Origin of the sequence: Acinetobacter seifertii, assembly GCF_016064815.1 — a bacterium.
In the GTDB taxonomy this organism is placed as follows: Bacteria; Pseudomonadota; Gammaproteobacteria; order Pseudomonadales; family Moraxellaceae; genus Acinetobacter; species Acinetobacter seifertii.
In genome coordinates this window covers 3,731,390-3,754,915 of the sequence record NZ_CP065820.1, presented here as the reverse complement: position 1 = coordinate 3,754,915, position 23,526 = coordinate 3,731,390, and the positions used below count along the sequence as shown (strand labels likewise).

The 23,526-nt window shown below is 39.3% G+C and carries 18 protein-coding genes; 12 read left to right on the top strand and 6 right to left on the bottom strand.

From position 1 onward, the window contains the following. Window positions 1–213: 213 nt before the first annotated feature. The 4 genes from rpoB (at window position 214) to I8T81_RS17290 (ending at window position 9,695) form a co-directional block, all read left to right on the top strand. Window positions 214–4,302 (top strand): DNA-directed RNA polymerase subunit beta, encoded by a 4,089-nt coding sequence (rpoB, locus tag I8T81_RS17305; RefSeq protein WP_004699165.1) that lies wholly within the window; start codon window positions 214–216, stop codon window positions 4,300–4,302. Between the two features lie 86 nt (window positions 4,303–4,388). Further along, window positions 4,389–8,582: a DNA-directed RNA polymerase subunit beta' gene (rpoC, locus tag I8T81_RS17300; protein ID WP_004699163.1), complete on the top strand. Its 4,194-nt coding sequence runs from the start codon at window positions 4,389–4,391 to the stop codon at window positions 8,580–8,582. 178 nt (window positions 8,583–8,760) lie between these two features. Then, a complete protein-coding gene (locus tag I8T81_RS17295) occupies window positions 8,761–9,126 on the top strand; it encodes a hypothetical protein (protein ID WP_004699161.1) in 366 nt (121 codons plus the stop codon). Window positions 9,127–9,338: 212 nt separating this feature from the next. Next, entirely contained in the window at window positions 9,339–9,695 is a 357-nt protein-coding gene (locus I8T81_RS17290; RefSeq protein WP_025465051.1) for a hypothetical protein, read from the top strand. 39 nt (window positions 9,696–9,734) lie between these two features. On the opposite strand, the gene I8T81_RS17285 is transcribed toward I8T81_RS17290, so the two are convergent. Next, the gene (locus I8T81_RS17285; protein WP_077162854.1) at window positions 9,735–10,220 is read right to left on the bottom strand and encodes a DUF4442 domain-containing protein; all 486 of its coding nucleotides are present in this window, start codon (window positions 10,218–10,220) and stop codon (window positions 9,735–9,737) included. Window positions 10,221–10,337: 117 nt separating this feature from the next. On the opposite strand from I8T81_RS17285, the gene I8T81_RS17280 reads away from it, so the two are divergent. The 5 genes from I8T81_RS17280 to htpG all read left to right on the top strand — a co-directional run bounded on the left by I8T81_RS17280 (window position 10,338) and on the right by htpG (window position 16,211). Further along, window positions 10,338–11,219, top strand: a complete 882-nt coding sequence (locus I8T81_RS17280) for an alpha/beta fold hydrolase (protein ID WP_191000807.1) — start codon at window positions 10,338–10,340, stop codon at window positions 11,217–11,219. A 101-nt stretch (window positions 11,220–11,320) separates the two neighbouring features. Continuing rightward, window positions 11,321–12,745: a Na+/H+ antiporter family protein gene (locus tag I8T81_RS17275; RefSeq protein WP_004699154.1), complete on the top strand. Its 1,425-nt coding sequence runs from the start codon at window positions 11,321–11,323 to the stop codon at window positions 12,743–12,745. A 328-nt stretch (window positions 12,746–13,073) separates the two neighbouring features. Then, window positions 13,074–13,655: an OmpW/AlkL family protein gene (locus tag I8T81_RS17270; RefSeq protein WP_068935824.1), complete on the top strand. Its 582-nt coding sequence runs from the start codon at window positions 13,074–13,076 to the stop codon at window positions 13,653–13,655. A 180-nt stretch (window positions 13,656–13,835) separates the two neighbouring features. Continuing rightward, on the top strand, window positions 13,836–14,189 hold the full coding sequence (locus I8T81_RS17265; RefSeq protein WP_004699150.1) for a lysozyme inhibitor LprI family protein: 354 nt from the start codon (window positions 13,836–13,838) through the stop codon (window positions 14,187–14,189). Between the two features lie 102 nt (window positions 14,190–14,291). Then, window positions 14,292–16,211: a molecular chaperone HtpG gene (htpG, locus tag I8T81_RS17260; RefSeq protein WP_198071731.1), complete on the top strand. Its 1,920-nt coding sequence runs from the start codon at window positions 14,292–14,294 to the stop codon at window positions 16,209–16,211. Window positions 16,212–16,296: 85 nt separating this feature from the next. Here htpG and I8T81_RS17255 read toward each other — a convergent pair whose 3' ends face one another. The 3 genes from I8T81_RS17255 to I8T81_RS17245 form a co-directional block, all read right to left on the bottom strand. Further along, window positions 16,297–17,199, bottom strand: coding sequence for a selenocysteine synthase (locus I8T81_RS17255; protein ID WP_198071730.1), 903 nt, complete (start codon window positions 17,197–17,199; stop codon window positions 16,297–16,299). 122 nt (window positions 17,200–17,321) lie between these two features. Continuing rightward, on the bottom strand, window positions 17,322–18,461 hold the full coding sequence (locus tag I8T81_RS17250; protein WP_198071729.1) for a hypothetical protein: 1,140 nt from the start codon (window positions 18,459–18,461) through the stop codon (window positions 17,322–17,324). Between the two features lie 351 nt (window positions 18,462–18,812). Further along, window positions 18,813–19,523 (bottom strand): DsbA family oxidoreductase, encoded by a 711-nt coding sequence (locus I8T81_RS17245; protein WP_198071728.1) that lies wholly within the window; start codon window positions 19,521–19,523, stop codon window positions 18,813–18,815. A gap of 177 nt (window positions 19,524–19,700) precedes the next feature. Between I8T81_RS17245 and I8T81_RS17240 the strand changes: the two genes are divergently transcribed. Further along, window positions 19,701–20,459 carry a hypothetical protein gene (locus I8T81_RS17240; protein ID WP_004699140.1) on the top strand — a complete coding sequence of 253 codons (759 nt, stop codon included), beginning with the start codon at window positions 19,701–19,703 and terminating at the stop codon, window positions 20,457–20,459. A gap of 21 nt (window positions 20,460–20,480) precedes the next feature. Here I8T81_RS17240 and I8T81_RS17235 read toward each other — a convergent pair whose 3' ends face one another. After that, window positions 20,481–20,846, bottom strand: coding sequence for a MerR family transcriptional regulator (locus I8T81_RS17235; protein WP_191107103.1), 366 nt, complete (start codon window positions 20,844–20,846; stop codon window positions 20,481–20,483). 71 nt (window positions 20,847–20,917) lie between these two features. Here I8T81_RS17235 and I8T81_RS17230 point away from each other — a divergent pair, with 71 nt between their 5' ends. Continuing rightward, on the top strand, window positions 20,918–21,565 hold the full coding sequence (locus I8T81_RS17230; RefSeq protein WP_198071727.1) for an RBBP9/YdeN family alpha/beta hydrolase: 648 nt from the start codon (window positions 20,918–20,920) through the stop codon (window positions 21,563–21,565). Between the two features lie 238 nt (window positions 21,566–21,803). Beyond that, window positions 21,804–22,295, top strand: a complete 492-nt coding sequence (locus I8T81_RS17225) for a hypothetical protein (RefSeq protein WP_198071726.1) — start codon at window positions 21,804–21,806, stop codon at window positions 22,293–22,295. A 46-nt stretch (window positions 22,296–22,341) separates the two neighbouring features. Here the strand turns inward: I8T81_RS17225 and fadA are convergent, their stop codons facing one another. Beyond that, complete coding sequence (gene fadA, locus I8T81_RS17220) at window positions 22,342–23,514, bottom strand: acetyl-CoA C-acyltransferase FadA (protein ID WP_019456791.1); 1,173 nt, start codon at window positions 23,512–23,514, stop codon at window positions 22,342–22,344. Between the last annotated feature and the right edge of the window lie 12 nt (window positions 23,515–23,526).

Below are 23,526 nucleotides of genomic sequence, written 5' to 3'. Positions count from 1 at the left end.
TTTTTGTTAGTTTTGTTTATTTTTTAGAAAAAACTAAATAAATCAATTAATTTCAAATGCTTACCAATATTTTTCTTTTTAAAAAATATTGTTAAGTGTTTTAGTACCACTAAAAGTTGCAGCATTTGTAAGCAGTGGTGGCCATATCGGCCTGTGTAATTCCTTCTGAGCCCGTTCTGCAGGCGGGCTTGGTTTACTTTCCGAGGACTCCAGATGGCATACTCATATACCGAAAAGAAACGGATCCGTAAGAATTTTGGTAAGTTGCCCCAAGTAATGGAAGCACCGTACTTACTCTCGATTCAGGTCGATTCGTATAGAACGTTCTTGCAAGGTGGCAAATCTCCAAAAAACCGTGAAGATATCGGTCTCCAGGCCGCATTTCGTTCAGTTTTTCCTATAGAAAGTTATTCTGGCAATGCTGCTTTAGAATTTGTTGAGTATAGCCTTGGTAAGCCTGAGTTTGATGTGCGTGAATGTATTTTACGTGGTTCGACTTATGCGGCACCAATGCGCGTAAAAATTCGTTTGATTATTAAAGATCGCGAAACTAAATCAATTAAAGACGTACGTGAACAAGAAGTCTACATGGGTGAAATGCCACTCATGACTGAAAATGGTACCTTTGTAATCAATGGTACTGAGCGTGTAATCGTATCTCAATTACACCGTTCACCAGGTGTGTTCTTCGACCATGATAAAGGTAAGACTCACTCAAGTGGTAAAGTGTTGTATTCAGCACGTATCATTCCTTACCGTGGTTCATGGTTAGACTTCGAGTTCGATGCAAAAGATCTAGTTTACGTACGTATTGACCGTCGTCGTAAATTACTTGCTACTGTTGTGTTACGTGCACTAGGTTATAACAATGAACAAATCTTGAATTTGTTCTACGAAAAAGTACCTGTGTACCTAGACATGGGCAGTTATCAAATTGACCTTGTTCCTGAGCGTTTACGTGGTGAAATGGCTCAATTTGATATTACTGACAATGAAGGTAAAGTCATTGTTGAGCAAGGTAAACGTATTAACGCGCGCCATGTACGTCAAATGGAAGCTTCAGGTTTAACTAAGCTTTCAGTTCCTGATGAATACTTATATGAGCGTATTACTGCTGAAGATATTACTTTACGTGATGGTGAAGTAATTGCTGCGAATACGTTATTAAGCCATGAAGTGATGGTGAAGTTAGCGGAAGGTGGTGTTAAGCAATTTAACATCCTGTTCACAAACGACATCGATCGTGGTTCTTTTGTTGCTGATACATTGCGTGCAGACACAACAGCAGGACGTGAAGAAGCTTTAGTTGAAATTTATAAAGTAATGCGTCCAGGCGAGCCGCCAACAAAAGAAGCTGCTGAAAACTTATTCAATAACTTATTCTTCTCTTCTGAGCGTTATGACTTATCTCCAGTAGGTCGTATGAAGTTCAACCGTCGTTTAGGTCGTCCTTACGAAGTTGGTACTGATCAGAAGTCTCGTGAAGTTGAAGGTATTTTGTCGCACGAAGATATCATCGATGTATTACGTACATTAGTTGAAATCCGTAACGGTAAAGGCGAAGTAGACGATATCGACCATTTAGGTAACCGTCGTGTACGTTCTGTTGGTGAAATGACAGAGAACCAATTCCGTGTTGGTTTAGTTCGTGTTGAGCGTGCTGTTAAAGAACGTTTAAGCCAAGCAGAAACAGATAACTTGTCTCCACAAGACTTGATTAACGCTAAGCCAGTTGCTGCTGCAATCAAAGAATTCTTTGGTTCAAGCCAGTTATCTCAGTTCATGGACCAAAACAACCCATTATCTGAGATTACACATAAGCGTCGTGTATCTGCGCTTGGTCCTGGTGGTTTAACACGTGAGCGTGCTGGCTTCGAAGTACGTGACGTACATCAAACTCACTATGGTCGTGTTTGTCCAATTGAAACTCCTGAAGGTCCAAACATTGGTTTGATCAACTCGCTTTCTGTATATGCAAAAGCGAATGATTTCGGTTTCTTGGAAACACCTTACCGCCGAGTTGTAGATGGTCGTGTAACTGATGCGGTTGAATATTTATCTGCTATTGAGGAAGTAGGCACTGTGATCGCACAGGCCGATTCTGCTGTAGATAAAGATGGCAACTTAACAGAAGACTTCGTTTCTGTTCGTCACCAAGGTGAATTCGTACGTATGCCACCTGAAAAAGTGACGCATATGGACGTTTCTGCACAGCAGGTTGTATCTGTTGCTGCATCACTTATTCCATTCCTTGAACACGATGACGCGAACCGTGCATTGATGGGTTCGAACATGCAACGTCAGGCTGTTCCTACTTTACGTGCTGACAAGCCACTTGTTGGTACTGGTATGGAAGCGAACGTAGCACGTGACTCTGGTGTATGTGTAATCGCAAACCGTGGTGGTGCAATTGAATTTGTAGATGCTTCTCGTATCGTTATTCGTGTAAACGAAGATGAAATGGTTGCTGGTGAGGCGGGTGTAGATATCTATAACCTCATCAAATATACACGTTCGAACCAAAATACTTGTATTAACCAAAATGTTATCGTGAATTTGGGCGACAAAGTTGCTCGTGGTGACATCTTGGCAGACGGTCCGTCTACAGACATGGGTGAACTTGCGCTTGGTCAAAACATGCGTGTAGCGTTCATGACATGGAATGGTTACAACTATGAAGACTCGATCTTGTTATCTGAGCGTGTTCTTCAAGAAGACCGTTTAACTTCTATTCATATTCAAGAATTGTCATGTGTAGCACGTGATACTAAGTTAGGTGCAGAAGAAATTACTGCCGATATTCCTAACGTAGGTGAAGCTGCGCTTTCTAAACTTGATGAATCAGGTATCGTTTATATCGGTGCTGAAGTTACTGCTGGTGACATCTTAGTTGGTAAAGTAACGCCTAAAGGCGAAACTCAGTTAACTCCTGAAGAAAAATTGCTTCGCGCAATCTTTGGTGAAAAAGCTGCTGATGTTAAAGATTCATCTTTACGTGTTCCATCTGGTACTAAAGGTACAGTTATCGATGTTCAAGTCTTCACTCGTGATGGCTTAGAGAAAGATGACCGTGCTTTAGCGATTGAAAAAGCACAACTTGATTCTTACCGTAAAGACTTGAAAGAAGAGTATAAAATCTTCGAAGAAGCGGCTCGTGAACGTGTAATTCGTTTACTTAAAGGCCAAGAGTCTAATGGCGGTGGTTCAACTAAACGCGGTGATAAACTTTCTGAAGATTTATTATCTGGTTTAGAGCTTGTTGATTTACTTGAAATCCAGCCAACAGATGAAGCAATCGCTGAGCGTTTAACTCAAATTCAAGTATTCTTGAAAGAGAAGAGCGCAGAAATCGATGAGAAATTTGCTGAGAAGAAACGTAAGCTTGCAACAGGTGACGAGTTAACAACTGGTGTATTGAAAGTTGTTAAGGTTTACCTAGCTGTTAAACGTCGTATTCAGCCTGGTGATAAGATGGCTGGTCGTCACGGTAACAAGGGTGTTGTTTCTAACATCTTACCTGTTGAAGACATGCCACACGATGCTAACGGTGTACCAGTAGATATCGTATTGAACCCACTGGGTGTACCATCTCGTATGAACGTGGGTCAGATTCTTGAGACTCACTTGGGTATGGCGGCTAGAGGGCTTGGTGACAAAATCGAAAAAATGTTGAAAGAACAACGTACAGTTTTAGAGCTACGTGAATTCTTAGACAAGATTTATAACAAAGTCGGTGGCGAGCAAGAAGATCTTGATAGCTTAACGGATGACGAAATCCTTGCACTTTCAGGCAACTTGCGCGCTGGTGTGCCTTTGGCTACTCCGGTATTTGATGGTGCTGAAGAAAGTCAAATTAAAGATTTACTTGAATTAGCTGACATTTCACGTACAGGTCAAACAGTATTGTTTGACGGACGTACAGGTGAACAGTTCGATCGTCCAGTAACTGTTGGTTACATGTACATGCTTAAGTTGAACCACTTGGTTGATGACAAGATGCATGCGCGTTCAACTGGTTCTTACTCACTTGTTACACAACAGCCGCTTGGTGGTAAAGCACAATTCGGTGGTCAGCGTTTCGGTGAGATGGAAGTATGGGCACTTGAAGCATACGGTGCAGCATATACCCTTCAAGAAATGCTTACAGTGAAGTCGGATGACGTTGAAGGACGTACTCGCATCTATAAGAATATTGTAGATGGTAACCATTATATGGATCCGGGTATGCCTGAATCGTTCAACGTATTGACCAAAGAGATCCGTTCTTTAGGTATCAACATTGAACTGAAAAATGGTGACTAAGTCGTAAGACTCACGATTTTTTAGGAAAAAACAATATTTGTGACCCAGTCGGGTAAGCGAGGCTTCCCGACACACGGAGAAAAAAATTGAAAGACTTGCTCGATATCATGCGTAAGAAAACGGATTCAGATGGTCATGCACCAATTGAGTTCGACCGTATCCGTATTGGTCTTGCGTCACCAGAAATGATTAAGTCATGGTCTCATGGTGAAGTTAAAAAACCTGAGACAATCAACTACCGTACGTTCAAACCAGAACGTGATGGTTTATTCTGTGCCAAAATCTTTGGTCCAGTAAAAGATTACGAATGCTTGTGTGGTAAATACAAGCGTATGAAATATAAAGGCGTCATTTGTGAAAAATGTGGCGTTGAAGTAACTACAGCGAAAGTTCGTCGTGAACGTATGGGTCACATCGAACTTGCTTCACCAGTTGCGCATATCTGGTTCTTAAAATCGTTACCAAGCCGTATCGGTTTATTACTTGATATGACTCTTCGTGATATCGAACGCGTGTTGTATTTTGAATCATACGTTGTTACTGATCCTGGCATGACGCCATTTGAAAAGTATCAACTTCTTAATGATGAAGAATACTTTACAGCTCTAGAAGAGCACGGTGACGAATTTGTTGCAAAAATGGGTGCGGAAGCTGTTCAGGACTTGTTGAAAGACATCGATCTTGAAGCTGAAATTTCACGTTTACGTGAAGAAATTCCTCAAACAACTTCTGAAACGAAGTTGAAAAAAGCGTCTAAACGCTTGAAATTGATGGAAGCATTCAAAGATTCAAACAACAAGCCTGAATGGATGGTAATGAATGTACTTCCGGTGCTTCCACCAGATTTACGTCCATTAGTTCCACTTGAAGGTGGTCGTTTCGCGACTTCTGACTTGAACGATTTATATCGTCGTGTGATTAACCGTAACAACCGTTTGAAGCGTCTTCTTGACCTTGCAGCACCAGACATTATCGTACGTAACGAAAAACGTATGTTACAAGAGTCTGTAGATGCATTGCTTGATAACGGTCGTCGTGGTCGTGCAATCACTGGTTCTAACAAACGTCCATTAAAATCTTTGGCAGATATGATCAAAGGTAAGCAAGGTCGTTTCCGTCAGAACTTGTTAGGTAAGCGTGTTGACTATTCTGGTCGTTCGGTAATTACTGTAGGTCCTACTTTACGTCTTCACCAATGTGGTCTTCCGAAGAAAATGGCACTTGAATTATTCAAACCATTTATTTTCGCGAAACTACAAGCTTCAGGTCAGGCAACAACCATTAAAGCTGCGAAGAAAATGGTTGAGCGTGAAACTCCAGAAGTTTGGGACGTACTTGCATCTGTAATTCGTCAACATCCAGTGATGTTGAACCGTGCGCCAACACTTCACCGTTTAGGTCTTCAAGCATTTGAACCTATTCTTATTGAAGGTAAGGCAATCCGTCTTCACCCACTCGTTTGTGCTGCGTTTAACGCCGACTTCGACGGTGACCAAATGGCGGTACACGTTCCATTGACACTTGAAGCACAGTTAGAAGCTCGTGCATTGATGATGTCTACAAACAACATCTTGTCACCAGCAAACGGTGAGCCAATCATCGTTCCTTCTCAGGACGTTGTCTTGGGTCTTTACTACATCACTCGTGATGCAGTAAATGCCAAAGGTGAAGGCATGGTGTTTGCCGATACTCACGAAGTAAACCGTGCACTTGCAACTGGTCAAGTTGCGATTCATGCGCGTGTTAAAGTGCGTGTGCATCAAACTGTTATCAATGAAAATGGTGAGCGTGAACACCAAACGATTATCGTTGATACAACACCAGGTCGTTGTTTGCTTTGGGAAGTTGTTCCACAAGGTTTAAGTTTTGACATGATCAACCTTGAGATGACTAAAAAGAACATCTCTAAGTTAATCAACTCTTGCTACCGTAAACTTGGTTTGAAAGATACAGTTATCTTTGCTGACCAGTTAATGTACTTGGGCTTCCGTCAAGCGACTCGTTCAGGTGTATCTGTAGGTATGGAAGACATGTTAATTCCACCTACTAAGCACACCATTATTGATAAAGCGGAAACAGAAGTTCGTGAAATCGAACAACAGTTCGAACAAGGTTTCGTAACTGCTGGTGAACGTTATAACAAAGTTGTCGATATCTGGGCGCGTACAAACGACCAAGTTGCGAAAGCGATGATGGATAACTTGTCTTACACTGTTGTTAAAAACAAACAAGGTGAAGACGAGAAGCAAAAATCATTCAACAGCATTTACATGATGTCTGACTCTGGTGCCCGTGGTAGTGCGGCACAGATTCGTCAGCTTGCTGGTATGCGTGGTTTGATGGCAAAACCGGATGGCTCGATTATTGAGACACCGATTAAAGCGAACTTCCGTGAAGGTTTGACAGTACTTCAGTACTTTATTTCTACACACGGTGCGCGTAAAGGTTTGGCCGATACAGCATTAAAAACTGCGAACTCTGGTTACTTGACTCGTCGTCTTGTAGACGTAGCGCAAGATTTAGTAATTACCGAACCTGACTGTGGTACAGCGGGTGGTTTGGTGATGACTCCATTCATTCAAGGTGGTGATGTTATCGAGCCATTACGTGACCGCGTATTAGGTCGTGTAACTGCTGAAGATGTACGTCGTGCATCTGATGATGAAGTTGTATTACCTCGTGGTACGTTAATTGACGAGAAAATCGCAGCTCAGCTTGAAGAAGCTGGTGTCGATGAAGTTAAAGTACGTTCAGTAATCGCATGTGAATCTACATTCGGTGTATGTGCTCGTTGTTATGGTCGTGACCTTGCACGTGGTCACTTGGTGAACCCGGGTGAATCAGTAGGTGTAATGGCTGCACAGTCAATTGGTGAACCAGGTACACAGTTAACGATGCGTACGTTCCACGTTGGTGGTGCTGCGAGTCGAACTTCTGCTGCAAACAGTGTTCAAGTACGTAACAAAGGTACTGTACGTTTCCACAACGTGAAAACTGTACAACATGCGAAAGGTCATTTAGTTTCAGTTTCACGTTCAGGTGAAATTGGTATTGCTGATGAGCTAGGTCGTGAGCGCGAACGTTATAAACTTCCTTACGGTGCAAGCATCTTGTTGAAAGATGGTGAAATGGTTGAGGCTGGTGGTATCGTTGCAACTTGGGATCCGCATACACATCCATTAGTGACAGAAGTTGCTGGTAAAGCACGTTTCAGCCAAATTGCTGATGGTGTAACTGCAACATCGAAAACTGATGATGCAACCGGTATGACAACTGTTGAAATCTTACCTGTAACAGCACGTCCTGCTTCTGGTAAAGATTTACGTCCAGCAATCGTATTAGATATGACTGATGGCACTGAACAGTTCTACTTCTTACCACAAAATACAATTGTAACTGTCCGTGATGGCGAAACGATTGGTGTGGGTGACGTTATCGGTCGTGTACCACAAGAAACATCGCGTACTCGTGATATTACCGGTGGTCTTCCGCGTGTTGCAGACTTGTTCGAAGCGCGTAAACCTAAAGAGCATGCAATCTTGGCGGAAGTGTCTGGTATCGTAAGCTTTGGTAAAGAGACTAAAGGTAAGAACCGTTTAGTGATTACACCAGATGACGGCTCTGAAATTTATGAAGAGTTGATTCCAAAATGGCGTCAAATCAACGTGTTTGAAGGCGAGCATGTGAACCGTGGTGAAACTATTTCTGATGGTCCACAAAACCCGCATGACATCTTACGTTTGAAAGGTGAAGTTGCTTTAACAAACTACATCGTGAACGAAGTTCAAGACGTTTACCGTCTCCAAGGTGTAAAAATCAACGATAAGCATATTGAAGTTATCGTACGTCAAATGTTGCGTAAAGTTGATATTACTGATGGTGGCGATACAAGCTTTATCAAAGGCGAGCAAGTGGATTACATCCGCGTTGTTCAAGAGAACCAAGCTGTATTGGCTCAGAATAAGTTCCCAGCTAAGTTTGAACGTCAATTGATGGGTATTACGAAAGCATCGCTTTCTACTGATTCGTTCATCTCTGCTGCATCGTTCCAGGAAACAACTCGTGTGTTAACTGAAGCTGCTGTAACAGGTAAAGAAGATGATTTACGTGGCTTGAAAGAAAACGTTGTTGTTGGTCGCTTGATTCCAGCTGGTACTGGTCTTGCTTACCACTTAGAGCGTCGTCGTCAAGAAGCAGAAGCTGCAGAACATGAGCTTCATAATGACTTCAGTGAAGTAGACCAAGCATTTAGCCAAGCATTAAACTCAGAACAATTCTAAGTTTAGATTGGCATTAAAAAAGGCACCTCAGGGTGCCTTTTTTATTTAAAGTTATTTAACAATTTTAAGTTGTAATTACATAAGAATATTAAAGAGCAAATATTTTATTACTTAAGCGAGATAAAGACTCCACATAAGCAAATTAGGCTACCTACTTATGAAAACTGGAGTAAATCGAATGAAAAAAATGATGATGATTGCAGGTGTGGGTTTAATGTCGAGCACTTTGTTTGTAGGTTGTCAAAACGCAAGTCCAGAAAGTAAGCGTATTGGTTCTGCTGCGATTGGTGGTGGTGCTGGTGGTGCAGTGGGTAAAAGCTTGGGTGGTAACCTTGGCGCAGGCTTAGGAGCTGCATTAGGTGCAGGTGTAGCTGCAAATGCAAAAGGTTCGAATAGTAAAACTACGCGTAATAGTGCAATTGGCGCAGGTGTAGGGGCACTTTTAGGGGGAGCAGTCATTGGTGGTGAGGCGGGTGCCGCCGCTGGTGGCGCACTTGGCGGTAGTGCTGGAGCTGCTTATGAGGAAAAAAAAGGGAAGTACTAAGTTACGTTGATCGTATCTAAATTAGAAGCTCTTAAGTTTTTAAGGGCTTCTTTTCTTGCTTAATTTATGCGCGTTAAGATGAATTAATTATCGATTCTATAAGGCTTTTACAAAATATCAATCGTCCACAACAGTGTGTTAACACAAACTCATAAAATTCCCCATAAAAGAAGATTATGCTTGGAATAGAGCACAATGGAGTGAGTATGGTCATGAAGAAAACAATTGGTTTAGTGTCTACTTTAGTATTATCTGCGGTTATGTTTACTGGATGTCAAAATATGAGCCCATCTGATCAGCGTATTGGTGCTGCTGCATTAGGCGGTGCTGTGGGTGGTGGCGTAGGTAACCATGTAGGTGGTGGTCTAGGTGCTGGTGTAGGTGCAGCAGCTGGTGCGGGTGTAGGTGCGAATGCTAAAGGTAGTGATAGAAGTTCGACAACAAGCAGCGCAATTGGTGCTGGTATTGGCTCTGTCGTAGGTAAAGCAATTTTTGGTGGTGATACGGGCGCTGCAATTGGTGGTGCACTCGGCGGTGGTGCTGGCGCAGCCTATGAAGAGAAAAGATAGAATTTATTGACATAAAATAAGCGCTTTTGAGCGCTTATTTTATTGGTGGAAAGCTTTAGCTTTTTTGCGGCGGATGTAAAGAGTCTTTTGTACTTCAGCAATTCTTACTCCAGATTCATCAAAAATATTGAGATGATATGTTCTAAGAACTGGCGCATAGTTCTCGGCGAGTTCTCGAATCTGCTCAATCTCTGCTAAGTCGACTCGAATATCAGCGTAAACGGTACTTCGTCCAGGTGATAAAAAGTTAATTTCAGCTGCTTTATCCCAAACAATATATTTTGGTCCTAGATGGTGCATAAGAATAAGCATATAGAATGGGTCTACCATTGAATAAAGACTACCGCCAAAATGTGTTCCCACTAAATTTTGATTTTTCCAGCTAAGGGGCATTTTTACCCGAACGTGGCAAAGTTCTAAATTCATGATTTCAATATGAATCCCTGCACCACGGTAGGGAGGATAATAATTAAATAAGAATTTAGAGATAGAAGGAATGTTCTGAAGTTTTTTTAAAATAGCCATAATAGTCAATTTTTTTTATTGCAACACTGGTCATACTAGATAAGTATCATCTTTTTTATATTGATGGCAATGCTTTATCCGATTAACGACATGATCAATTGAAAAACAAAATAGGAAATGATTATGCAGCCAAAGATTTATACAGTAACAACAACTGATCAACAAACCCTATGTGCCAAGGCTTGGGGCGATGAGAAAAAGACTCCATTAGTTTTAGTGCATGGTTATCCTGATAATCAGGAAGTATGGGAATCTGTCATTGAATATTTAATTAATGATTTTTATATCGTTACTTATGATGTCCGTGGAGCGGGTTTGTCATCTATTCCTAAACGGATACGCGATTATCGTTTAGAGCGCTTATCTTTAGATTTAAAAGAAGTCGTCGATGAAGTGCTGCCAAATCGACAGTTCCATATGGCTGCACATGATTGGGGTTCGATTCAGTCGTGGGAGTCTGCAACTGAACCTAAATTTAAAGGCCGCTTGTTATCTTATACAACCATTTCTGGTCCTTGTTTAGATCACGCTGCGTTGTTCTTAAGAGATAAACTTAAAACGTCTCCTGCAAAGATCTTAAAAATTTTAACAAAATCATGGTATATCGGTGCCTTCCATTTACCATTTGTCGCGCCAACAGTATGGTCTCTTTTTAGCCCAGAAAAGTGGGGTAAAATATTAAAAGACTTAGAGCGAAAAGATAATTTACCGTTAAATAATAATATTTCTGCTGATGGTAAATACGGGATTAATTTATATCGTGCTAATTTTATTCCTCGCTTAACAGCACCTCGTCAGCGTTATGCACAGTGTCCAGTTAAAGCAATTATTTTAAAATATGATACTTTTGTGAGCCCTGAATATATTACGGAAGCGATGCCAAAATGGGTTGAAAACTTTGAGTATGTTGAGCTTGAAGCAAACCATTGGGCTATTTTAAGTCAAGCTGAGAAAGTAGCAGCTCATATTCGTCAGTTTATTCAATCACAAAGCAAATAACTGATTGTTTAATATACAAAACTGCTAATTTGGCGATATTTTCGGCTTCGTAGATGCGAATCTGATAGAATATCGCCTTTTATTTTGTTCTGAATTTGTTGATGAATGCTGTTGTTGTGGCGATTGCTGTGATGTTTTTACTCTCACTAGCACGTGTTTCTGTCGTATTGACATTAGTGGTTTCTGCCATTGTTGGTGGTCTTGTCTCGGGTTTAAGTCTTTCTCAAACTGTTGATGCTTTTAATGCAGGCCTTGGTGATGGTGCTGAAGTTGCGCTCGCTTATGCCGTATTAGGTGCATTTGCACTTGCTCTTTCTAAATCGGGTTTACCTGACCTACTTGCCCATAAGCTGATTGGTTTATTAGGAATGGAAGCGGGGAAAAGCCGTGAAACCAAAGTAAAATATTTACTCTTAGGCATTCTACTTATTTCTGCAATTTTCTCTCAAAACCTGATTCCGGTTCATATCGCATTTATTCCTGTACTCGTACCGCCATTATTACGAGTCATGAATCACTTGAAACTAGACCGTCGCGCAGCAGCTTGTATTCTGACTTTGGGCTTGGTAGGTACCTATATTTTTCTACCTGTTGGTTTTGGTGCGATTTTCCTTGAACAAATTTTGATGGGGAATATCAACAAAATCGGTGCTGCTTATGGTTTACATGTAGAACGAGGCATGATGCCAATTGGCATGGCAATTCCAGTTTTAGGTATGGTGTTAGGCACTTTAGTTGCGGTGTTTATTAGTTACCGTAAACCAAGAATTTATGCTGATCGAGCTATTACTCCTGTAACCACGATTGATTTAGATAAACCTTTACGTGCAACAGTACAAGATGAAACAGCAGATCTAAAAGCAGATGCAGAAGAACTTAAACATGAAGCAGAACAAGCTCCTGTCATTGCGAAAAAAACAATTTTCATGGCTTTACTGGCGATAGGTCTCACTTTAGTTGCACAGCTTTATTCTGGCTCAATGATTTTAGGTGGTCTAGTGGGCTTCGCAATTTTGTCTACAGCAGGCATTTTTAAATGGCAAGATGCAGATGATGTGTTCGTACAAGGTATGCGAATGATGGCTCTAGTCGGCTTTATTATGATCTCTGCTGCGGGTTTTGCATCAGTCATGACGCATACGGGTGATATTAATCAACTAGTAAAAGGTGTGGTTGAAATTATTGGTGATAATCGTGCCCTTGCGGCTTTCTTAATGCTTTGTATTGGTTTGTTTGTCACGATTGGTATTGGTTCATCTTTCTCTAGTGTTCCTGTCTTGGCAGTGATTTACGTTCCTTTATGCGTACAGTTTGGTTTTTCACCATTAGCAACGATTGCACTGATAGGTACAGCTGCGGCTTTAGGTGATGCAGGCTCTCCAGCTTCTGATTCAACGCTAGGGCCTACAGCTGGTTTAGGTGTTGATGGGCAACATGACCATATTTGGGATACTGTTATTCCAACATTTATTCATTTTAATATCCCTCTACTCGTTTTTGGCTGGATTGCAGCTATGATTTTATAATTTTTCATAATATATTAAATTTAAAGCCTTCTTAATAATTATCCAAAGGTAATCATTAAGAAGGCTTTTTTATGGAGTAAATAAAACATGTATTCAAAATAAATTATATTAAAATGCTCGGATTTAAAAGTATATTAAAAAGGTTGGTTATATAAAATAATTCTGATTAATAAGGTTGGAATAAAAACCAATTAAAATAGTTGGTTAATATATAATTTTATTTAAAACAGTTATTTAAAAATAAATATAAAAATAATTTTATAATAGGTGTTGCATCAATTTAAAATAAATGTTTATTATAAATATAAATAAGGTTGGAGATATTAAAGTGTTCAAAAAAGCGTTGGTTATTGCATTAATGGGGATGTCTTCATTTACTTTTGCTGGTAATTGGCAAGTAAAATTTGGTGGTAGTGTTATTGCTCCATCTGACGATACAACAACTGCTTTAGGTGTAGTAAAAGCTGATCATGAATATGCATTTACACCATCAGTTGAATACTTTTTTGGCGAATCTCCTTTTTCGGCTGAATTATTATTAGCAGCGCCAGTCAATCATGATGTTTTATTAGATGGTAAGAATGTCGCGCGTATTAAACAATTACCACCAACAATTACTGCAAAATATCATTTTAAAAACTCAACTCGTTTCACACCGTATATTGGTATCGGGGCGACAGCATTTATTCCTTGGGATGAGCAAGGCGTTGCTGATAAAGTAAAAGAAGATTTTGGTGTAGCAGGGCAAGTTGGTTTTAACTTTCAGCCTGCTGATGCGAAAAACTGGGGAGTATTTGTAGATGTTCGTTATGCCGATATTAGTCCAGAAGTTACTTTAACAAATGGTGCTAAGTTCGATTTAAATATTAATCCGTTTGTTTACACTTTAGGTTATAGCTATAGATTTTAAGCATAATAATAAATAGAAAGAATATAATAACAAACCTAGACTCAGGCACCTCACATAGATTTTATGTGAGGTTTTTTATTTTTAATATCACTAAAAAAAGCATAAAACAGACAGTTTTCTACATATTCTTTCACCTTTTATTTTTAAACTATTTTTATATATCTTTAAAGGAATAATCTCATGAATAGAAAATTTGCCATAGCTCTAGCACTTTTTAGTGGTATGGCTTTTGCCCATAATGTACAGGCTGCTAGTTTTTCGTGTAATGCTGCAAAAACTAAGACAGAACTGAGTATTTGTAAAAACCGTTCTTTAAATGATGCAGATGTGAAAATGGCAACGACCTATCAAATTGTTTTACATGCGTTACCGATGGGAGGCAGAGATAATCAAAAAGATACTCAACAACAATGGTTGAAAAAAAGAAATGCCTGCGCTGCCAACGTTAGTTGTATTTCCAAAGCTTATCAGCAGAGACAACAACAGTTGGATTCTATTCTGCAAGATAGAGTGTTAAGCCATGGCCCATTTTAATTAAAGTAAAATTTTTTAATATTCAGGATTGAAAAATTCTAGAAATACTCCATTCATAAAGCATTCGAGAACAAACAGACTTCAAAATTTAAGGAGTGATTTATGAGTGAACAAGCATCACAAAATTATAGTTTCCAAGCAGAAGTAGCACAGCTTTTACATTTAGTGACGCATTCTCTCTATTCTAACCCTGAAATTTTCTTGCGTGAGCTGATCTCTAATGCATCTGATGCATGTGATAAGTTACGTTTTGAAGGAATCAATCATCCTGAATATTATGAAAATGATCCAGATTTACATGTACGAATCAGCTTAAATAAAGAAGAGAAAACCTTAACGATCTCTGATAACGGTATTGGTTTAAGCCAACAAGAAGCAATTGATAACTTGGGTACCATTGCAAAATCTGGTACTAAAGACTTCATGTCAAAATTGACGGGTGACCAGAAAGCAGATGCTCAGTTGATTGGTCAGTTTGGTGTTGGTTTCTACTCAGGTTTTATTGTTGCCGATAAAATTACGGTTGAATCACGTCGTGCAGGCTCAGATGCATCTGAAGGTGTGCGTTGGATTAGTGGTGGTACTGGCGAGTTTGAAGTTCAGCAAATTGATAAAGCTTCACGTGGTACTGACATTATTCTTCACTTGCGTGATGACGCGCTTGATTATTTAGAATCTTATAAAGTTAAGCAGATTGTTAACAAATACTCTGACCACATTAGTTTGCCAATTGAAATGCAAAAAGAAGTTTGGCAAGAAGAGGAAGTCGCTGAGGGTGAAGAGCCTAAAGGTGGTCAAATGGTCAAAACTGACGAGTGGGAAGCGATTAACTCTGCAAGTGCTTTATGGACTCGTAACAAAAGTGAAGTGACAGATGAACAATATGTTGAGTTTTATAAAAACTTAACGCATGACTTTGATGCACCACTCGCTTGGGCGCATAACCGAGTTGAGGGTAGCACTGAATATACCCAATTACTTTATATTCCAAGCAAAGCTCCTCATGACATTTTTACACGTGAAGCAAAAGCGGGAATTAAGCTATATGTAAAACGTGTCTTCATTATGGATGATGCAGATAACTTAATTCCAAACTATTTACGCTTTGTACAAGGTGTGGTGGATAGTGCAGATTTACCGCTTAATGTGAGCCGTGAGTTGTTGCAAGAAAGCCGCGATGTCAAAACAATTCGTGAAGGTAATGCACGCCGTGTATTGACTGTACTTGATGGTTTGGCTAAATCAGAAGATGAAAAAGACCAAGAAAAGTTCAAAGCGTTCTACACTGAGTTTGGCTCAGTACTTAAAGAAGGTTTGGGTGAAGACTTTGGTAATCGCGAACGTATTTTAAAATTATTACGTTATGCAACTTCAACAAATGATGAAGTCGTAACTTCTTTTGCAGACTATAAAGCTCGCATGAAAGAAGGCCAAAAAGCTATTTATTATGTGACTGCTGACAGCTTAGCTGCTGCTAAAAACTCACCACAGCTTGAGTTGTTTAAGAAAAAAGGCATTGAAGTATTGTTAATGGCAGAGCGTGTTGACGAATGGGCAATGAACTTTGTTCAAGAGTTTGACGGTACACCATTGAAGAATGTCTCTAAAGGTGCAGTTGATTTAGGTGACTTGCAAGATGCAGAAGAGAAAAAGGCACTTGAGCAAGCGGCTGAACAATTTAAGCCTGTTGTTGAAAAGCTAACTGACTCATTGAAAGCCAAGACTAAAGAAGTACGTGTAACAACCCGTTTGGTCGACTCTCCAGCGTGTTTAGTAACAAGTGAAGGTGAATTGTCTCCTCAACTTATTCGTATGCTGAAACAAGCAGGTCAAGCTGTTCCTGAAATCAAGCCAATTTTAGAAATTAATCCTGAGCATCCTTTGGTGAAAAAACTTGAAGGTTCAGAACAATTTGATGACTTGGCAAACGTGATTTTTGATCAGGCTGTGATTGCAGAAGGTGGTTTACCAGAAGACCCTGCAGCTTATGTGAAGCGTATTAATAGCTTATTGTTGAAATAATTTTTTGATATAAAAAAAGCCTCTGAACTGTCAGGGGCTTTTTTGTGGATAAAGAAAGAGTTATCCACAACTTGATGATTTTTGGTTAAAAATTAGCTTCCAGATTCATTTGTACACTAAGTTGATGCTTAGGATCATCATCAATATGATTAAAAAAATTAAGATCATTTTGCATAAAAATCCAATCTCGCCATATAGGCTGACGCCATGAAAGATAGGGTCCCCAGCTATTTACTCGAATGTCATTTTTAGCATATACGCCCCCACTATAAACGCCGTAAGTGAGACGATTATCTTTTACAAACTCGTATTGCTGAAAAGTCCAATTGCCCCAGTTGTATTCTTCATTTTCGCTCTTATTCACATTAAATTTGTTAGCGAACAGGGTGTTGTCTTGCATCTTTTGCGTTAAGTTTAGCGTTGTTTCAGTATAGTTTCGGCTGGTTGAACCGTAGCGAAAGACCTGTTCGGTATCTATACTTATGTTATGTCTTAAATTCCATTTTTTCTTCGCAAGAAATTGGACGTAAACATCACTGTCTGAGTTTGAGCCTAAATCAAGATTATTTTCAAAAGGTATCCATGTTGAAATCGTATCCCAGCTTGCGGTAAGTGGATTACTAACCGAAATACGAGGGGTTGAAGCTTTCTTCTTTTTCTTACCCAAGGTTTTATAAGGATCTTTATGCTGGCTTACACGATTCCATAACGTATCATTTCCAAATACGGCCATTAAGTCCTGAATCAGTGCGGCATCTGAATCATTATTTGTTTCTGCTTCACAGGGTAAGTGGTCAGAAAATGCTGAGAATCTTGGAGTTTTGATAAATAGCGCAGAAGAATGTAGAGATCGTCTTGTAGAGCGTGGATGCTTGAAAGAATTAGAGAAAAGTTGCGTATGGGGAATTAAAACCAGCATACCTAAACTATAAATACAAAGTAAGGCTTTAGATTTATATTCAAATGAAAAAGGAGAGAATTGATTCATTTTTCTGAAAATCAGGAATCAAAAGTTAGCTCAGTATTGTAAGGGAAAAAGCTTAAATTTTTATTTAAAAGTATTTTATTTTTCACCACCTTGGAGACAACCTCCAAGGTGGTCCGTAGCAATTAGAACAGCGCTTCTAAACGCAAGAAAGTACTCACGAAATGATTACGATCTTCACGATGGTCATTAAAGTAATTGACGTCGCCTTGTACAAAGAACCATTCACGTAAAAGAGGTTGGCGCCATGAGACAAATGGTCCCCAACTATTTAAACGTAAATCGTTACTGTTGTAATAACCGCCGGTATAAATACCGTAGTTAAAACGGTTGTTTGCAAAGAAACTATGTTCACGGAAAAGTCGGTTCTCCCATGTTAAATCATCGTCTTGATCATCGGCATACGTTAAGCTGAACTGATTTGATAATATTGGTTGATTTGGACGAGCATGGGTGACTTCTAGGTTGGTACGTAAATAATTTTCGCTATGAATACCATATCGATAAATTTCTTCTGCATAAAATTTAAAGTCATTACGGAGTTGCCAATCTCTTGATGCTTTTAAACGGACATACACGTCGTCTCCAGAACGTATACCCAAGTCGGCATCTGTTTCAAACGGCAATTTTTTAGAGAAATTTGACCATCGTAACGCGATTGAACTATTGTCATCTCGTGTGCGTTTAGCATCAATTTTCTTGTTTGAATCTTGATTTGGATTCTGGTTGATATTGGCCGGACTGTTATTAAATTCATTATCTAATGAGTCATCACCAAATACCACGCTCAAACGTTTCTCTAGTGTAGGAAGCTTGATCTTACCGCGAATTCTGGGCTTTATTTCAAAGTTATCGTACTCATTCCAATAGTTATCAACCATCACACGGATCGTTGCTGTTGCTGGTTTTTGAGGGTCGACTTCACCAAACCAGTTGTCAATTTTTTCAGATGTATGATCGGCCCAATTGCGGATTTTCTTTTGCTTGCGATCAAACCAAGTCTGGTCTTCAGTTTGTTCCATGGGTGGAACAATAGGGTGATTGGACTGCTCAGGAAAAATCGTTGGAGTTGCATCAATCCACCTTGGGATCTGATCTAAAAGATTTTCATCTTTATTTTCTTGAGTTTGAGCTCCAGATGGCAAATTCTCTACTTGCTGAGTTGACGAAGAATTTATTTCTGCATGAGCCATGCATATTGAACCAAATCCTAATGTTACAAGTGCAAAAAGCTGCCGATACGTAATAACGTGAAATGTTTTCATATCTATCTTTATGTTTTGTTGTTATTGTCACTTTTGTTGATTTTTCTAATAAAATCAAGAGGACGACACAAAAGTTAAGTAAATTTAACTTTTTTTACATATTTGAATTAAATGAAAAAGTTTAAGCTAGTAGCGAGAATTTTTAAGCAAAAAAAATCCCCCAAACTAGGGGGATTTTAGATCAGGGAAACTTCAAATTCCGATCATTAAACACATAAAAAACAGAACATTACAGCGCGAATATTCTAAGTGGCAATCATAAACGCATTTTAAACAATTGAATAGTTCTTTTTTTAGAACGCTCTATTGCTAAAACGGTGATAAAACATACGATTTGTTCACATTTTACAGTTAAGACTGTTTATTTTGTGGAATATCACATGTTTCATCATTACAAACAGCCGCATCATCTTGCTCGATTTCTTGAGTATTTGCCTTGAGCTGTGCTTGTTCTAACACTTGTAAAAACACTTCACGAGGCTGTGCACCTGCAAGCGCAACTCTTTGATCAAATACAAAGAATGGTACGCCAGTTACGTTGAGTTGCTCGTGCGCAATTTTTTCGTCATGACGAACGAAATCAGCCAATTCATCTGTATCGAGTACATATTCAACTTCAGCATTATCAAGGCCAATACGAGAAGCAATTTCTTCTACCACTTCACGTTCACCAATCGCTAAACCTTCAGTCATATAAGCCTGGAAAAAGGCTTCTTTTGCTTGGTTACCTAAGCCTTTACTTTGGGCTAAGTGAATAATGCGGTGAGCGTTAAAGCTATTGCCCGAGTTGGCTTTTTGCCATTGGAAGTCGATTCCTTCAGAGGCAGCCATGGCCGCAATGTTGCGCTCCATTTCTTCCATCTCTTCATAGGTACGGCCATATTTTTTCGCTAAACGCTCAGTATTTGAAGTGTCGTGTGTTGCTGGCGCATTTGGATCTAGTTCGAAACTATGCCAATGAATATCAAGTTCAATACCAGCTTCAGCCGCGACATGTTCAAGGCGTTTTTTGCCGATGTAACAGAAAGGACAAACTACATCAGACCAGACATCAACACGCATGGGAGAATCTCATAAATTTTAATTACCCATCATAATAGGGGTGATGTATCAGGATTTAAAGCATTGAATAGCGAATAGAGTGTTGCGTATTGTGAAATAAATGACATATAAAGAACGAAGAGCTCTATTTTATAACTATAAAGAGCAAAACTATAAGAATGGAAATAGGAGGTGCGTATGCGCCGAATTTTGATTGCGATTGCAGGTCTGGTCGTCATTGCAGCTATTGTCTTTTTTTCCTATCAACACATTAAACAGCAACAAGCTAAAGACAGTAGCGAAATGTTCGATGTGGTGATGAGTGAAAAAATGAGTGAACTTTATGAACAGGCTCAAGATTGGTCCAAACCTGTACAACTCGATATTCATGATAAACGGCTTGCAGGACACTACAAGCAAGTCTCCGAGTTTCTTTTAAATTATTGGGTTCAAAACGTAAATGCGCGCAATGAATATTTAAGAGAACTAAAAGCTGCGAAATGGGACACTTTTTTAAATGTTGACCGTTTGGATATTGATAAAAAGCAAAAATATGCTGAAACAGAAAAGATGTTGGCGGATGTTCGAAAAGCTTCAGATAAATATCAATCTGAATATGAATCAATTCATAAGACTTTTCTCGCTAAAATTCAGGAATTATCTGTTGATGCAGATACGAGACAACTTCTTGAAATGAAATTGGGAACTCAGCAAAAGGCTGATCAGGATCATGCAATTTTTGTGATTGAGCTACAAATTTTAGATGACGCAGAAGAAATGTTTAAACTTCTAAAAAATTATTCGTGGCAAAAGAAAGATCATATGATTCTTTTTCATGAAAATGCCCAAGTTAAAAAATTTAACGAGCTTTACCAGCATGTTTTAAAGCTTAATGCAAAAATTGAAAGTATTAAGAAAAAGAACGTGGCTGCTTTAGAAAATGAGCTAGAAGAATAATGACAGAATGAGCATCAACTACTATGTATTGATGCTCTCAGCTTTGCCTTTTACCAAGAAAGATTGTAATAAACTTTGAGAAGTTTGTAGTTTGTTTAACTGCTCAGATACATGCATCAGTTCTGTTTGTAGCTTTTCTTGAACAATAGGGCAGAGCGTAAATACCCTTTCATCTAAATCAAAACACGGTAATAACACTTGGATATCTTTTAACGTCATACCAGCATCATTTAATATTTTAATTTTCTTAATATTTTCAATGTCTTTTTGCGTATAACTGCGATAGTTATTACTTGCGCGATGCGGTTGTATTAGCCCTAAACTTTCATAATAACGCAGCATACGCGGACTAACTTTTGTAAGTTCGGCGACTTTAGCTAGGTTCATAAAATAGGCTTGACCTTAACAGTGGTGTCATAGTTTAGCATGCTTTTATCTTTCAAAATGGTACTTGTTCAATGATCAGAAAACTCATTTTATTGGTGTTATTCGGATTGATGTCATTTGTTGCAAATGCCAAAACACTGGAACTTCAGGAGAAGAACATGCGTCAAATATTTGTACTTCATGGTTATTCAGCTTCTATAAATGATCACTGGTTCTTGGACCTAAAACATCAAATAGAAGATGAACATACGGCTGTGACCCTAATACCATTTCCAGATTCTGAGCATCCCGATGTAGATGCTTGGCAGAAGGTACTAGATGAACAGATTCCTAACGTTAATGAAAATACCTATTTTGTGGCACATAGTTTGGGTGTGATTACTTTGCTGCACTTTTTGCAAAGACATGGTTATCAACATATTGGAGGAATGATTTTAGTATCAGGGTTCTCTGGGCCACTGTCAGACATTTCTCCACTCGATACTTATATAGCAAAAAGCAAAGTCGACACCAATTACTTTAAGGACATAAAGAAAAAGCTGGTGTATTTATCTGATAATGATGATTTGGTTCCACCAAAACTGACAGTTCAATTAGCTAAGGATATTGATGCGCCGTACATTACTGTTCCTAATGGCGGGCATTTTTTAGGTCGGGAAGGTTATACGACATTTCCGCAATTAGTCGATTCTTTAAAAGAAATGTTAGAGAGCGAATAGAATCTATAAAATAAAAACCACCCTATAAATAGTTATAACTCATTTATAGGGTGGTTTTTCTATTCAGCTTTTTATTAAAAAAATCCCTTACTATTACATTAAAAATTTTAATTATATTTACCGTTTATCCGAGCTTTACTGAATCAAAAAGTAGTTTGTTGTAGCCTATTTATAGAGACCTTTATTTGAATCTTCATCTTTTGATTGAAATAGGATGACTGATTTTTTGGAGCAAGTTATGAGCTTTTTAAAACAATCAGCTTTAATCGCTGCATTTGCTTTTATGGGTTTGCCAACTGTTCAGGCAGAAGAGGTAACGACTTTACCCACTATTCGCGTTATGGCTGAATCTGAGCTACGTGATGAGGTGGGCTTTGTACCTTTTCAAGAAGATAAAAGTGTACGCCAAGCACTACAACACCATGAATATAAAATACATAACGATATACAGAATGCTTTAGTCCCTGAAGGTATGACGACCGTAGATTATCAGCCCGTTATTGCGCAGCCTGATCTCTCACAACTTTCTCCATTTTTACGAGAATATATTTTAGCTGTAGCGGGTGGGATTCAGTCTTCTGACCCAACCAATGGTCTTTTTGAAATGTTAAAGCCGTTGAACATTAATCGAGGTAATGTCGATGCTTATCGTGAAGGTACGATGAAAGTAAATTTAGATGATATTTTGAAATTACAGCAACAAATCCAAGACGATTTAAAAGGCCGATAAAATAAAAATCCCCGCATTGAGCGGGGATTTTTTATCTTGGTGTTAATTAAACACGTTCGATAATCGTTGCAATACCTTGACCAAGGCCGATACACATAGTCGCAAGACCAATTTGAGTATCTTGTTGCTCCATTACGTTCAACAACGTAGTGGTGATACGTGCACCAGAACAGCCTAGTGGGTGACCCAAAGCAATCGCACCACCATTTAAGTTAATGATGTCTTGCTTGTCATAAACGCCTAAGCCTTTCATTACTGACAAGCCTTGAGCAGCAAATGCTTCGTTTAATTCGATAGTTTGAATATCAGCCATCGTTAAACCAGCACGTTTAAGCGCTTTTTGAGTTGCTGGAACTGGACCGTAACCCATGATTGCTGCATCACAGCCTGCAACTGCCATAGAGCGAATGACAGCACGTGGTTTTAAACCTAATGCTTGAGCACGTTCAGCAGACATAAGCAACATTGCAGAAGCACCGTCAGAAAGAGCAGAAGATGTTGCTGCAGTTACTGAACCACCTTTAGGATCAAATACAGGTTTTAATGCTTTGAACGCTTCAAGGTTTGCATCTGGACGAATAACTTCGTCGATGTCGCAAAGGATTTTAAAGCCATTTGCATCGTGTCCTTCAACACCAACGATTTCGTTTTTGAAACGACCTTCTTGAGTTGCAGCCCAAGCACGGCGGTGAGATTCAACACCAAACGCATCTTGTTCTTCACGAGTAATGCCGTTCATACGACCTAACATTTCAGCAGTTAAGCCCATCATGTTAGATGCTTTCGCATAGTGTTTAGATGCTTCTGGGTTAAGGTCGATGCCGTGCATCATACCTACGTGGCCCATATGCTCTACACCACCAATAATGAAAATATCACCTTGGTTAGTCGCAATTTGTGCTGCCGCTGTATGGATTGCCTGCATAGACGAACCACAAAGACGGTTCACTGTTTGACCAGCAACAGTTTTAGGCAAGTCAGCCAATAAACCGATGTTACGGCCAATGTTCATACCTTGTTCTAGAGTCTGGTTTACACAGCCCCAGATCAGATCTTCAACTTCATTTACATCAAACTGGTTACGGGCAACGAGCGCACGTACAAGTTCAGCAGATAAACTGTCGGCACGTACATTACGGAACATACCGTTTTTAGATTTGCCCATGGCAGAACGAACGCCATCAACAATCACAACGTCACGTGGATTTAAAGTAGCCATTCACGTCGCTCC